The 14,622-nt window shown below is 54.1% G+C and carries 8 protein-coding genes; 4 read left to right on the forward strand and 4 right to left on the reverse strand.

Annotated features, from left to right (window positions below; all coding sequences use genetic code 11):
* Positions 1-146 precede the first annotated feature (146 nt).
* Both B1C80_RS20515 and aroC read left to right on the forward strand, forming a co-directional pair.
* Positions 147-1,466, forward strand: coding sequence for a BatD family protein (locus B1C80_RS20515; RefSeq protein ID WP_236648863.1), 1,320 nt, complete (start codon positions 147-149; stop codon positions 1,464-1,466).
* Complete coding sequence (aroC, locus tag B1C80_RS20520; protein WP_077923089.1) at positions 1,463-2,542, forward strand: chorismate synthase; 1,080 nt, start codon at positions 1,463-1,465, stop codon at positions 2,540-2,542. The genes B1C80_RS20515 and aroC overlap by 4 nt, the downstream gene beginning before the upstream one ends.
* A gap of 18 nt (positions 2,543-2,560) precedes the next feature.
* On the opposite strand, the gene B1C80_RS20525 is transcribed toward aroC, so the two are convergent.
* The gene (locus B1C80_RS20525; protein WP_077923090.1) at positions 2,561-2,767 is read right to left on the reverse strand and encodes a hypothetical protein; all 207 of its coding nucleotides are present in this window, start codon (positions 2,765-2,767) and stop codon (positions 2,561-2,563) included.
* A gap of 45 nt (positions 2,768-2,812) precedes the next feature.
* Here B1C80_RS20525 and B1C80_RS20530 point away from each other — a divergent pair, with 45 nt between their 5' ends.
* A complete protein-coding gene (locus B1C80_RS20530; RefSeq protein ID WP_369822723.1) occupies positions 2,813-3,793 on the forward strand; it encodes an FAD:protein FMN transferase in 981 nt (326 codons plus the stop codon).
* On the opposite strand, the gene B1C80_RS20535 is transcribed toward B1C80_RS20530, so the two are convergent.
* From B1C80_RS20535 to B1C80_RS20545, 3 genes are all read right to left on the reverse strand, one after another.
* On the reverse strand, positions 3,786-5,144 hold the full coding sequence (locus B1C80_RS20535) for a sensor histidine kinase KdpD (RefSeq protein WP_139361700.1): 1,359 nt from the start codon (positions 5,142-5,144) through the stop codon (positions 3,786-3,788). The two genes, B1C80_RS20530 and B1C80_RS20535, sit on opposite strands and share 8 nt — an antisense overlap.
* A gap of 415 nt (positions 5,145-5,559) precedes the next feature.
* Positions 5,560-7,632 (reverse strand): ATP-binding protein, encoded by a 2,073-nt coding sequence (locus B1C80_RS20540; RefSeq protein ID WP_077923092.1) that lies wholly within the window; start codon positions 7,630-7,632, stop codon positions 5,560-5,562.
* Between the two features lie 35 nt (positions 7,633-7,667).
* Entirely contained in the window at positions 7,668-8,405 is a 738-nt protein-coding gene (locus tag B1C80_RS20545) for a LytTR family DNA-binding domain-containing protein (RefSeq protein ID WP_077923093.1), read from the reverse strand.
* A gap of 911 nt (positions 8,406-9,316) precedes the next feature.
* On the opposite strand from B1C80_RS20545, the gene B1C80_RS20555 reads away from it, so the two are divergent.
* On the forward strand, positions 9,317-14,622 hold a 5,306-nt coding region (locus tag B1C80_RS20555; RefSeq protein ID WP_369822724.1), incomplete at its 3' end, for a beta strand repeat-containing protein.

Consider the following 14,622-nt stretch of genomic DNA (forward strand, 5'->3'; position numbering starts at 1 on the left):
TAACTAAAAATGGAACGGCTTGTTCGCGAATTTGTTGCCCAAAAATAGCTATGTTCTTTGCAATATTCCGCAAATTTCTTGGATTATATTTTTGTTTACAAATAGTGTCGTTTGGGCAACAAATTGATAATGGAGCAGTTATAGAATTGGGCCAATCTAATTTTCCGATCGAACGGCCATTTGTCATTACGGTAAATATTCCCAACAGCGACACCCGGCCGGTACTGGCGTTTCCGGATATTGCGGGCTTTGTAAAAAAAGGAACCTCGGCCAGCGTAACCACGACCGAGGTGGGGGGTAAGTCCGTTACCAATCAGATCATTACCCAGAATTACCAGGCCCGTGCGCCCGGCCGCTATCGCCTGCCGCCGTTTGTGATTGTCATAAACGGTACGCCGGTTCGATCGGAGGGGGCGGAACTCGTGGTGTCGTCATCGCTCCAGACCCCGCCACCCGCGCCGGTAGTGCCTTCGGGCAACGCGGCTTTCCTCCAGCTCCAGACCAGCAAATCGGCGATCTACGCGGGCGAAGGGGTCGGCATGACACTGTCGTTTTTCGTAGCCGATAATTACCCCTACGAACTGAGCTTCACCGCGCTCGACAAGCAGCTCCAGACAATCGTCAAGCAGATCAGACCCGTTAACGCCTGGGAAGAGAACTGGAACATAACCGATCTGAAGCCCTCGCCCGTGCTGATAGCCGGAAAAAAATACCGGCAATATCAGTTGTACCGGGCCGAGTTTTTCCCGCTGGCCGTTCGGCCGCTGCGGATTCCGGCCGTTACCCTCCAGCTCACCCAGACCCGCCCGGCCACTACCCAGCCCGAGCCGGTTTCCTTTACCAGCCGACCCGTTACGGTAGCCGTGCGGGCGTTGCCGGTGCATCCGCTGCGGGGGCGCGTGCCGGTTGGTCTGTTTCGGCTCGAAGAAGAGCTGAGCCGACAGCGGGTTGGACTGGGGCAGAGCGTCCGCTATTCATTTGCCATAGCCGGTGAAGGCAACATAGCCACCCTGCCCAACCCGGTAACGACTGGTAACCCGACCGAGCTGGAGGTGTTTCCGCCCGAATCGCGGCACGTCATCAACCGGACCGGCGACCGGATTACGGGCCGAAAATCGTTCTCGTATTTTCTGGTACCCCACCGAAACGGGTCCGTTGCGCTGGCAAACCGATTTCAATGGATATATTTCGACCCGCAACGGGCCCGTTATGATACCCTGCGCTCCCGACTGCAGTTGCTGGTGGGCGGGCGGGCGTCGCTGAACACGACGGCCGATGCGGCTGCGGATACCCTCCCGGCTGATCAGCCGACGGATGCCAGCGGTGGGCGGTCGTTATACGCGGGCATCGATGCATTGGATAGTACAGAGCAACCCATTCAGGTCTCAGCGTTGATCAGGGCCATCGCCAACGTGTTGATTGTGCTGATGCTCCTGGGAATGATTTTTGTCTTTTTTAGAAAATGAGCAGTACCTACGGAACCCTATTTAAGATTTCTACTTTCGGCGAATCGCACGGACCCGCCATCGGCGTCGTTATCGACGGCTGCCCCGCTGGTTTGCCTTTCGACACCGATTTCATTCAGCACGAACTGGACCGGCGCAAACCCGGGCAGTCGCGCATCACGACCCAACGGCGCGAGGCCGATGAGTTCGAGGTGCTGTCGGGCGTGTTTGACGGACAGACGCAGGGAACGCCCATTGCGCTGATCATTCGCAATACCGACCAGCGGAGTAAAGACTACGGGCATATTGCCGAACAGTTCCGGCCGTCGCATGCCGACTACACCTACCAGACCAAATACGGCTCCCGCGATTATCGGGGGGGCGGTCGGTCGTCGGCCCGCGAAACGGCCGCCCGTGTAGCCGCCGGTGCGGTAGCCAAGCTGCTGCTCGCTCAGCAGGGCGTGCAGATCCAGGCGTACGTATCGCAGGTCGGTACGCTGAAACTCGATACGCCCTATCAGGAACTGACGCTGGCGCTGGCCGAAGAGAACGCGGTGCGCTGCCCCGATCCGGCCGTAGCGGAGCAGATGTTTCAGTACATCGACGAAACCCGGAAGCGGGGCGACTCGATCGGGGGCGTGGTCGACTGTGTGGTAACGGGCGTTCCGGCGGGCTGGGGCGAGCCGGTCTTCGACAAGCTCCATGCCGAACTGGGAAAAGCCATGCTCAGTATCAACGCCGTGAAAGGCTTTGAATACGGCAGCGGATTTGCCGGGGCCGCGCTATACGGTTCGCAGCATAACGACGAATTTTATACCGATGCCCAGGGCGCCGTACGGACCCGAACCAACCACTCGGGCGGGGTTCAGGGCGGAATCAGCAACGGCGAAGATATCTTCTTTAGGACGGCCTTCAAACCCGTTGCCACGATCATGCAGGACCAGGACAGCGTCGATGTACACGGTCAGCCGGTAACGGTATCCGGAAAAGGTCGGCATGATCCCTGCGTTGTGCCGCGGGCGGTTCCTATCGTTGAGTCGATGGCCGCGCTGGTACTGGCCGACATGATGCTCCGCAACAAAGCAGCCCGGGTGTAAAAAATCCGGGCGGGCGCGTTACTTTCTCCGGGAAAAAACGGCCTGCATCAGCACATAGCCCAGAAAGCCGAACCCGATGGCCTGCGCCGTAACGCCGATCGTGAGCAGGAGGCCGGTGGCTTCCCAGCCCGCGCTTTTGCCGTAGGCACCCAGTAACACCAGCAAAATGCCGACCAGCCAGAAGCCGGCGGCCAGTAGAATGAATTTATTGCGGATCGTGATCATGCGGCATCATAATTAGAGGTAAACGTAGCGTCATCCTACGACCTCATGTTAAAAAGAATGGTTTTCCCGGTGCGGTTGTTTGGTTTGCTTGTTCTGTGTCTGGCTAATGTTGCGCTGGCCCAGCCAGTTCGTTCGGAGCGGTTTACGTTTCGGCGGGGGCTGATGGGTACGCAATTTACGCTTACGGTCTACGCGCCCGACAGCCTGACTGCACAACGCGCCAACGCGGCCGTGAGTGCCCGGATGGATACGCTCAACCAGGCGATGAGCGATTACCTCGACGGGTCGGAGATCAACCGGCTGTCCGGCACCAGTGGGTCGGGCCGGTGGGTTACCGTATCGCCCGATCTGTTTCGGGTGTTGTGGAAAGCCCGGCAGATTGCCCGGCTCTCTGGCGGGCGCTACGACCCCACCATCGGGCCACTGTCGCAGCTCTGGCGACGGGCCGTGCGGCAACGGGCGCTGCCGAACCGGGCTGAACGCCGGCGGGCGCGCCGGGCGGTGGGGTATCGGTATATGGAGCTGGACAGTGGACGTCGGGCGGTGCGCCTGACCCGATCCGGTATGCGACTCGATGTGGGCGGTATTGGGCAGGGGTTTGCTATCGACGAAGCCGCCGGGCTGCTGCGTCGGTTAGGCCTGCCCGCTTTCCTGCTCGATCTGGGGGGCGACGTGCTGGCGGGTGAGGGGCCGTGGCGGGTTAGATTCGACTCCACAACGATACGGTTGCACCGGGCCGCCATAACCACCTCCGGCGATCTGTACCGCCACTTCGACTACCACGGTCGGCGCTACTCCCACATCATGAACCCGCGCTCGGGGCTGGGGCTTCGGCAGTCGGTACGGGCTACCGTACTGGCGCCCGACGGCTGGCGGGCCGATGCCCTCACGAAAGTATTCAGTGTAGCGGGGCTGCGTCGGAGTCGGCGGCTACTGAAACGGTTTCCCGATGCCGAGCTGTACCGGATCGATGTAAAAAACGGGCGGCAGCGACACTGGCGTTCGGTCGGGTTTCCGGTCAGGTAGATTCTACCGGGTCAAGTTTGGTTATCGAATTTGATCGATTGGCAGACTTTTTGCTTTTATCCAGCATGAAGGAAATCGTTATGGTTGAGCCTTTTCCGGGTTCACTCTGAATGTGAAGGGTTCCTTGGTTGAGCCGCATGAATTCCCGACATATTTGCAGGCCCAGCCCGGTTCCCCGTTCGCCCGACGTACCGCGGTTCTGAACGGCTGACTCGCGGGATTCCGTCTGGTTCGCGACGGGCATGCCGATGCCTGAATCCTGAACCGTCAGCCGGGCCTGTCCTTTATCGGACGAGGTTGATAGGCGAATAGTACCGCCCTGGGGGGTGAACTTAATGGCGTTATGAATCAGGTTCCGAACAACGATAGACAGCTGATGTTCGTCAACGGCAGCAGGAGCCGTATCGAGGTGGGTGGTTACCGTAAGTTGCTTACGCTGAATATCCGATACATATAATAACAATATGGGTTCCGCTATTTTCGACAGATCGAGCGAAATGGGGTTGGGCTTGATCCGTTCACGCTGTAGCATGGCCCAGTGGAGCAGATTATCGAGGGTAAGGTAAACACCATCGACGGATTGAGCCAGCTGATCGATACGTTGCTCAAACTGACCGGCCGAAGTATAGCCTGCTTTTACGGCCATGAGCTGCGTTTTCAATCCCGCTACCGGACTTCGCAAGTCATGACCGATGATAGCGAACAGGTTGTCTTTCATCGTATTCAACTCGCTGAGCGCCTGATTCTGGACCGCTATGGTTCGCTGAATCTGCATGGCCGTTTTTTTGACAGTATAGCTAACATAAGTAAGCGCTATAAATGTGGCCATACCGGTAATAAGCTGGCCCATTTCAAAGTGGAGATGTAGCTGTTGAAATGTAATTATCCTGGCCGTTAAATAACTGATAGCCAGTAAGGTACACAGTGCGAGTGACGCTCTGCTATTGATCAGTATGATAGAGAAGATACCGATCATGATAAAGAGCAATTCAACGTGTACGTCGGCCTTATCCAGAAGCCGGACATAGATACCCCAGATGGTAGTAGCGTACATAGCGATGAGCAGGTACCAGGAAGCCAGCTGTACCTTGTGTTTGTAGGCCAGCCAGAGCGTAGGCACCAGAAAGGCAGGAACAGCAATCAGGTTGTACTGAGCCCGATCATACTGACCGTTTGCCATACTGACCGATACGATCAGTACGAGCAGTACCATGCCGTACCAGCCGATATGCAGCAGGGTTATCAGCCGGAGCTGGTCGACAGGAGATAAAGATGAAAAATTGCCGTTCAGCAGCATCCGTCGAGGAAGTCTGAATGGCCAGGGCATTGCCTGATTGAGTTGGTTTTGCATGTACAAAGAGTAACGTAAACGCCTTTCCCGACAGGGGGGTGTTGTTTAAGGTATAGTAGACGTTACCAGTGCCATTACGTAACTCATCTGAAACGGATTGGCCGGTATGTACGCAAAAAGGCAGCCGCCCCCTGTCTCGAACAGCGGTCGGCATCCAGCTTGGGTAAAGGGCGTTTAAACGTTCAGCCAGCGCCATACCAGCCTTTCGCATAGCTGATTTTTCTAGTTCGCAATTTTTGTCGGCTCTGCTGTTTTTTTGTGCTGCTCATTTTTGTCACGGCTGTTTTTTGTCATGCTGACCGGTGCGGCAGGAAGCATCCCGAATATTCACCCGTGAGATGTTTCCTGGATCAGCATGATAAAACCAGTACGATGAAAAGGCGGATTCGTTTATATGGCCAAACGTATAGGCTGACTACTGTAAAAAAGCAGATACTGTCGAAGTTGTCTGCTGACGCTCCCCAAACTCGACCGTTACCGTTGTGCCATGGCCGGGTTGGCTTTCGATATGCAGTTGCCCCTGGTTCAGCTGAACCAGCTCCCGGCAGATTTGTAGCCCCAGACCCGTGCCGCGCTCACCCGCCGTACCTCGCCTGTTGAGGTTCTGATCGGTCGGATTGAGCTGGTGACTGATTTCCATACCAACCCCTGAGTCTTTGATGATTAGTTTGGAGCGGTTGCTCTGGTATTGGGTAATAATATGGATAGACCCCCCTACGGGCGTGAACTTGATGGCGTTTTGAAGAATATTGCGTCCTACAATATGCAGCTGATGCTCATCAGCCCAAACCGGCGTTGCACTGTAGGCTGTTTGAAGGGTCAGGCGCTTGGCCATAATATCGGCGTCGTACAGCTGAACGACAGATTCTATGGTTTCGGCCAGGTCAACCTGTGTCAGAAAAGAGCGCATGCCTTTTCGCTGGAGCAGTGAGAAATGAAGCAGATTATCGAGCGTAGTATATACGCTGTCTACTTTCTGGCGCAACCCATCGATGCGTGATCTGAACTCTTTGGGAGAAATGAACCCTTCCTTGATACCGTTGAGCTGAGTTTTCAGGTTGGCGATAGGGCTGCGCAAGTCGTGACCGAGAATAGCGAACAGATTGTCTTTAATGGAATTGACTTCTTCCAGCTGCCGGGCTTTATCCTCAATGTCGGCTTTCTGGGCTGCGAGCAGCCGGGCAACGTTTTTCTCATGGAGGAAAACAATGAGCAACCCGCCCGCCAGCGTCAGCAAAAAGATTGTCAGCAGTATCAGCAGCGTCTGACGTTCCTGATGGGCCAATAAATCAGCCTGTTTACGGGCCAGCGAAACCTGGCGTAGAGAAGCGTCTTTTTGTAAAAGCTGAATGGTTTGTTCGTGCTGAGTTACCTGATATCTGGTTTCTACCCGGGCAATGGCTTCGGCTTTCTGAACGGTAAACAGACTGTCGTTGATAGTGTTTAGCTGACGCAGGTGAGTCACTGCGCTGGCATACATATGCTGGTCTTCTTCCAACAGGGCCAGCGTTTCTAAAGTCGACTGTATTTGTTTGAGGTGCCCTTTCTTCAAGGCAATCCGGTGAGCTTTACGGGCGTGAGCCAGGGCTGTACTCAGCTGGCCAAGCTGCCGATAGGCCAGTGCGTAGGTTTCGTAGGGTTCAGAAGCATCAGGGTTTGTGAGATTCTCACGGAGTGCTTTGTCGATATGGCGAATAGCCTCTCCGGATCGACGCTGTTTTACTAGATTCTTACCAAGCCGAATAGCTATTTCAGAAGTCTGAATGAAGTCACCCAGGGAAACTGTGTGGGCAAACGAGCGTTCGATATACGGGTACGCTTCAGCATACTGCCCGGTCTGTTCATAAATATCGGCAATGGTTAGCCCGGCCATGATGAGTTGGGCCTGCCGCCTGGGGTTTCGGGAATCAATCTGGCTGGCCAATTGATAAAATGAGTGGGCATACGTCAGGGCCATTTCTTTGTTCCTGGTGTCGAGATAAGCCGAGGTAAGCACATTGCTGGCATAGCACATCTGCACTGTGTCCTTGAGTTGCGTGGCCAGGCGTAGGGTTGCCGTTGCGGCTTCTATCGTTTTCTCATACATCCCCTGATCGCCATAGATGCAGGACAGCCGGTACAGTAACTTGATTCTCAGGCTGTCGGGTTTGTTTTTTTCGGATAAGCGCAGGCCCGTTTGTAAAGCTGACTGTGCTTCTGGATAGTTGGCTTTGCGTTTGTAGTAATAACCCAGATGCAGATACAGCGCGCTTTCCTGAAGGGATAACCCATGTTTGTGGGCCAGGCTGATGCCTTTCATTGCCATATAGTAAGCGCTGTCGGGCGTTACATGTTTAGAGTAAAGCTGAGCCAGTTCTATATAGAGTCGTATGCGTGCTGTATCATGCTGCGCTTTCGTCAGCTGATGGCGTAGTTGAGCAAGTCGGGACGACTGAGCCTGAGCTGTCTGAAGTACGAGCAGAGTGATGCCCGCAAGTAACATTTTCATGGTAGGGGAGAGGAGAGGTTATCTGTCGGGTCAGATCAGCTGATAGGAGCTGTAATGCCTGCCTGCTGCATGAACTGAAGTACGGCTGGCCGATAGGTGATACCGATCGGGATCTTGTACGACAATACATGCAACCGGTTTGTTTCCAGATTGCTTAGATGCAACGAATTGATAATAAACGACTTATGGACGCGCAGGAATCGGTTGCGGGGTAATTCGTTCTGGAGTGTAGCCAGCCGCTGGTTGATAGCTACTGAACCCGTCAGGGTATGGACCTTGGTGTAGGCCCCATAGGCTTCTGCATAGACGATATCGTCGAGCACGAATCGGTTCAGTTTCCGGCCCGACTTAAAATAGATGTACTTGTCTTCGCGGGCGGCTGGCGCCTTGCTGGCTGGCTGGCTCTCGGCCGGCTGCAGCTGATTACCGAGCGCCCGGCGAACAGCACGCAGGAAGCGGGGATAGCTATAAGGCTTGGTAAGAAAATCCGCCACTGCATCGATATCAAAACACGCCACGGCTGGCTGGGTATGCGCGGTTGTCATCACAACCTGAGGAGGTTGCGGCAGGCAAGCCAGCAAATCGAGACCGTTCATATCTGGCAGGTCGTAATCCAGTAAAACGAGGTTGATCGGGATGGTATTGAGCAGCGAGAAAGCCTCCCTGGCCGTGCGGCAAATCAGGGGTGCATCGAAGAGCGTTGTTTTTGCCAGATACGTAGTGAGTTGATCAGAAAACGACGGATCGTCTTCAACGATTAGGCAGGAAAACATACATGAGTCAAGTTACGGGTACAACACATTGTGCTTATACCTGACAGGCATAAGCAAAAATCATGGCATATAATCAAAAAACTGAGTAAAAATACTCAAATACATATCACAAACTTTTAGGTATGTATATAAAAAAGCTGATTTCGTGTAAAAAAGGCCTAAAGTCAGCGTATGTCATTATTCGGTAGAATTAAGTCACTACAGTATGGCTCACTCGAATCAGGAAAATGGGCATTCATGATATAAAAAGATCATTCAGATAGAAAATCTGCACACACGTATGATTTGAGCGTTCGTTGGTCCCGGTTGGCAATAGTTTGGCTTATCCTGAGTATGCGAGGGGTCGGTGAGTTGCATGACTCACCGACCCCTGTTTATCAACATCATTTTACATACGTATCGATTTGCCAGATGCAGCAGCGCATACTGTAGGCGACCCCAGGAATGTTCATCTGTTCCGCGATTGGGAGCCGGGAGTGTTGCCGGCTGTTGATGGCTTCTTTTAAACCAGTGTCCCCGCATAAAAAGGACCGCTGGTTTACAAAGACTCGGTGACGTACAGAAGGAACAGCAAACAAACGCAGACAGGGAGGAGTGCATGACCAGATTTACCGTCGCTCGATACACTAAGGAAGAAGCCGCAGCTCGGGTTTTCAGAACCTGGTTATATGTAGCCGGCTTCTTATATGCAGCCATTACGGGTCTGCTGCCTGCTCTTGTTGATGGGGCTGATCTGGCTGAAGCCCGTACCGATTTCTATCGATGGGACAGCTTCTATGCTGTTAGTCCTAAGCCAGGTTATTACGCGCCGGACCATCCCCCACAGCTTCATCGCCAGACTGCATGTAGCGACATGCATGCCTATATATAAAGTCGAACTACCTACCACATTCATTTAGACCGTAACAGGAATGGATCTTTTTACCTTCAAGACATACAGCAAACTACAGGTGCGGACGCTTCTTCGTGCCCTTTGTGCGTTAGACTGGCCTGGCCTGAAGCCTGCTGTCATACGCTTTGTGGTTCTCTGCGCGTTCATGCTCCTGAACATGGGCTGGCCTGCGCTGGCCGAACGGAAACCAGCTGTACTGACGGCTGTGCGGAGCTACACCGGTACAGTGGCTCCGGAACCGGTTGGCCATAAAAGCCCGGCAACCGCCAGCTTTATGCGCGCCAGAAGCGCGCTGGCCTTAGATAGTGACGGCGACAATGTAGACGATAGCGTTGACCTCGACGACGATAACGACGGTATTCTGGATACGGCCGAAATGACCTGCCAACTGGTGACCAACGGCGATTTTGCGTCTACCACAGGGGGCTGGTCGTTTACGGGTAACGTGGGCATTACCGGCGGCACGCTTTTCTTTAACGGTACTAATACCACGCCGGACGGGATCGCCACGCAGGATATTCAGACCCGGGCGGGGAAACCGTATACCCTGACGTTCGACTTTGTCGCAGCCGGGGCAGGTACCGGTACGATAGGTGTTACGGCTGATGTACTGGACGTAAGCACTGGCACGGTACTGGGAACGACATCGCTCACCAGCACAGCGGGCACGCCCAGTTCCAATATCTCCATTCCCTTTACGGCTACGGGGAGCAGCATTCGTATTCGGTTTACCGACATTAGCCAGGCTACGTTCTCAATTGACGTAGCGATTGATAACGTATCGATCCTGTATTGCGATACCGATAACGACGGTATTCCTGATTCACTCGATCTGGACTCCGACGGCGACGGTTGTGCCGATGCCATCGAAGGCGGTGGGCCGTTTAGGTCGAACAATCTGGTTAACAGCACCATGGCTGGCGGCAACAGCGGTGTGGGATATAACGGCATATCGACATCGCCGGTTACCCAGAATCTGGGTATCTCCGTAGGCGCAACCGGTATACCTACTGTGGCTGGTACGGGCCAAACGGTTGGTTTCAGCCAGTTTAGATCACTCAACGGCTGTATCGACAGTGAAGACGATACGGTTGCCGACGTTGAGGACCTCGACGATGATAACGACGGCATTCTGGACACGGATGAAATGAACTGCCAACTGATAGAGAACGGTGATTTTGAGTCTTCTACAGCAGGTTGGTCGTTTACGGGTAACGTGGGGAGTACCGGCGGTTTTCTGTTCTTCAATGGCTCCGATGTCACTCCAAACGGGATTGCTACGCAGGATATTCAGACCCGGGTTGGGCAACGGTCGACGCTGACGTTCGACTTTTTCGCAGCGGGAGCCGGGGCCGGTTTGGTCGGGGTTCGAATCGATGTACTGGATGTGAGTACGGGCGCAGTACTGGCCACCACCTCGCTGCTGCGTACGGGCAATACACCTACTGTTACTGTTCCTCTGGCCTTTACGGCTACGGGTACCAGCACCCGCATTCGGTTCACCGACATTAGCCAGGCTACGGTAGTAATCGATGCCAGGATTGATAATGTATCGATTCTCTATTGCGATACCGATAACGATGGTATTGCCAACTCGCTCGATCTGGACTCCGATGGTGACGGTTGCGCCGATGCCATCGAAGGTGGAGCGTCATTCAAAGTAGCCGATCTGGTCAATAGTATCTTGCCGGGTGGTAACAGTGGTACTGGCTACATAGGTACGTCGACATCGCCAGTCACCCAGAATCTGGGTACTACCGTAGGAACCAACGGGGTGCCAACCGTGGCAGGCACTGGCCAAACGGTGGGTGTTAGCCAATTGGCAGGATTAAATGGCTGTACCGACAGCGATAGCGATACGGTAGCCGACATCGAGGACCTCGACGACGACAACGACGGCATTCTGGACACGGCCGAAAATACCTGCCTGCTTCCGTTAACCGGTACGCCCCACTTAAGCTGGGATAATAATGGCATTTCACTGCCCGGTACCCTTCAGATCAACAGCTTAAGCCCGGTTGTTTTGGAAACAACTTCGATCACGACTGGACCGGGCATTACACTGGGATCTTCGGGAGATTCCTGGGTTATCAGTGGTGCTACCGCCACCAATCTGGCCGGGGCAGTAGCCGGCAACGATTACATGCAGTTTACGATGGCCACCTCGGCCACGGCTACGGTCGATTATACCCTGGACCAGTGGGCATCGTTCCAGAGTACCGCTCCGTTCCAGAAAATAGGTATTCGCATCTCGAGCGACCCGACGTTTGCGACCAGCACGCTGCTCTACGACGGGGCTAACCCCAACAATGCCACTCAGAACTTTTTCAGTGTAAGCCTGCCCGACCCCTTTAAACTGGCTCGGGGAACAACCTACTTTGTGCGGGTTTATCCGTATGGTGGGGGAGGAACTATCTTTGATTCTTTCGGCTTTTTAGCAACCTGTTTGGCCGATACCGATGGCGATGCGATTGCCAACCAACTGGACCTGGACTCCGACGGTGACGGTTGCCCGGATGCCGTCGAAGGCGGAGGCCCATTTAAGCTGACCGACCTGGTCAGCAGTACCATGGCTGGCGGCAATAGCGGCACGGGCTTCAACGGCTCTTCGCCCTCGCCGGTCAACCAAAATCTGGGTACCACCGTAGGCGCAACCGGCATACCAACGGTAGCCGGTACCGGTCAAACGCTGGGTATCAGCCAAACGCCTGGCCTGAACGGCTGTACGGATTCGGATGCTGACGGCTATGACGACGTTGTTGATCTGGATGACGACAACGATGGCATCCTGGATACGGCCGAAATGGCCTGCCAACTGGTGAACAATGGTGATTTCAGCTCCATCTCAGCGGGCTGGACGTTTACAGGGAACGTAGGGGTTTTTAGCACAGACAGTAAACTGTATTTCAACGGCTCCAACACGACGCCCAATGGAGTGGCGTCACAGGTCATTCAGACCCGGGTTGGGCAACGGGCTACGCTGACGTTTGAGATGCTGGCTTCTGGGGGAAATAGTGGTTCGGTAGGGGTGCAGGTCGATGTACTGGATGTTTCTACCGGTTCGGTGCTGGCTACTACCTCGCTACAACGCGCGGCCAACACACCTCTTGTAAACGGTGCGTTGGGGTTTGTGGCTACGGGTACCACTACCCGCATCCGGTTCACGGATATCAGTCAGGCAACATTGGGAATCGATGTGCAGCTCGATAACGTATCGATTCTGTATTGTGATACCGACAACGATGGCATTCCAAACTCGCTGGATCTGGATTCGGACGCCGATGGCTGCGCCGACGCGGTTGAAGGCGGTGGGTCGTTCAGGGTAACCGATCTGGTCGATAGCGACATGGACGGCGGTTCGACCAGCGTGTCACAAAACCTGGGTGATGTGGTAGGTAGTACGACAACCACGATGGGTGTACCTGTCACGGCGGGAACGGGGCAGACTGTTGGTGTCAGTCAAAACGGAGCATTAAACGAGTGTACAGATAGCGATGGAGACGGCGTGGTCGATTTGTCCGACCTCGACGATGATAACGACGGTATTCTGGATACGGCTGAATGTCCTAATCTGGGTGCCTGGAATGTATATGCTTTTGCCAGGACAGCATCAACTTTTGCGACAAATGTACAAGTCATAGTCACTGGGTTTTCCTCATCGACCGTGACCTGGAATCAGACGATTGCTGGCACATTTAATAACGGAGGGTTTAACTGGACACCCATTGCCTCTAATGTGATGCCAGATGCAAACGGGAAAATCACGGCAACCATATCCTCTGTAGGGGCAAATAACGCCTTCTTACTATCGGATGCCTTCTTGTTTACGAACGGAACTTCATCAGTTGTGGTGGATAATGCAGGAGCGGGGTATTCAAAGACCGGTACGTGGAGTGTGCAGACATTTGCTGGGAATTTCGGAACCAGTGAAGATTTTATCGCAAGTCCGTTTGCTGGTCAAACATCTACGTTCAGTTTAACTGTTGCTAAATGTGATACGGATGGTGATAATATCCCTAACCACATTGACCTGGATTCAGACGGTGATGGCTGCGCCGATGCCATTGAAGGGGGAGCCAACTTCACGGTAGCCAACCTGGTGAGCAGCACCATGGCGGGTGGTTCCTCTAATGTGACAAGCAACCTGGGCAACGTAGTGGGTAACACCGTCACCACGATGGGTGTGCCCGTAACGGCGGGTACAGGGCAGACTGTCGGTACCAGCCAGAATGGGGCCGTTCAGGATGCGGCCTGCCCACAACCTGACTATGATGGTGATGGCGTACTCGACAGCACCGATCTGGACGATGATAACGACGGTATTCTGGATACGGTGGAAGATCCTGCCTGTGAGAAAGTAGCTAACGGCAGTGGTCAGAATAACCTGGCAGGCTGGACGGTTACGGGCAACGTCGTGTCGAACACGAATCCGCAAATTATTTTTAACAATAACGAGACTCCAGCCACCGGCGTACTGAGTCAGATGATTTCAACGGTTCCCAATCAACCCTTACAAGTGAAGTTTGATATGGTAGGGTTTGGGTCGAATACCGCTGGCAACGCCAGCCTCAGAGTGGATGTGCTGACGGGCAGCACAGTAATTGCCACCAAAACGGTCACGAAGACGTTTGGTAATCCATTCACCAACGAAACGCTGAGTTTCTTACCGAAGACGAATCAAACCACCATTCGTTTTACGGATTTGTCGACGGTTACCAGCCAATTTGACCCGATCATATCAGGCATATCGGTGGTTGGTGCGTGTGGACTTGATTCAGATAATGATGGTATTATCAATAGTCTGGATCTGGATTCGGATGGTGACGGTTGCCCCGATGCCCTTGAAGGTGGCGCGGCCTTTACCACGTCGAATCTGGTGAGCAGTACCATGGCCGGTGGCAGTACCAACGTGACCAAAAACCTGCCCACACCTGTCGGCAGCGGCACGGCTACGATGGGCGTACCCGTCACGGCGGGCACCGGCCAGACCGTCGGCTACAGTCAGAACTCGTCGCTGAACGAATGTATCGATACGGATGGTGATGGCGTTGCAGATATCAACGATCTGGACGACGATAACGATGGCATTCTGGATGTGGCCGAGGTATCTTGTGTAGAACTCATTCAAAACGGCGTATTCCCCACCACGGGTGGATCGGTTGATGTGCTGGCAGGCTGGACAGTCGGTGGTACGTATTCAGCAAACTATCCGTCGACCTACGGGAGGGTGGCCTTTGTGCCGGATGGTCTTTACTTCCTGCGCGACAACGTTACGTCGTTCATTTCTCAACCGATTTCCGGCATTTACCCGGGGGGGACCATCAC

This window comes from Spirosoma sp. 209 (genome assembly GCF_002006735.1).
GTDB lineage: Bacteria > Bacteroidota > Bacteroidia > Cytophagales > Spirosomataceae > Spirosoma > Spirosoma sordidisoli.

Bases quoted from the DNA above. Each gene is read 5' to 3' on its own strand.
- aroC (WP_077923089.1), top strand. From the start codon at position 1,463: ATGAGCAGTACCTACGGAACCCTATTTAAGATTTCTACTTTCGGCGAA.
- B1C80_RS20525 (WP_077923090.1), bottom strand. From the start codon at position 2,767: ATGATCACGATCCGCAATAAATTCATTCTACTGGCCGCCGGCTTCTGG.
- B1C80_RS20530 (WP_369822723.1), top strand. From the start codon at position 2,813: ATGTTAAAAAGAATGGTTTTCCCGGTGCGGTTGTTTGGTTTGCTTGTT.
- B1C80_RS20535 (WP_139361700.1), bottom strand. From the start codon at position 5,144: ATGCAAAACCAACTCAATCAGGCAATGCCCTGGCCATTCAGACTTCCT.
- B1C80_RS20540 (WP_077923092.1), bottom strand. From the start codon at position 7,632: ATGAAAATGTTACTTGCGGGCATCACTCTGCTCGTACTTCAGACAGCT.
- B1C80_RS20545 (WP_077923093.1), bottom strand. From the start codon at position 8,405: ATGTTTTCCTGCCTAATCGTTGAAGACGATCCGTCGTTTTCTGATCAA.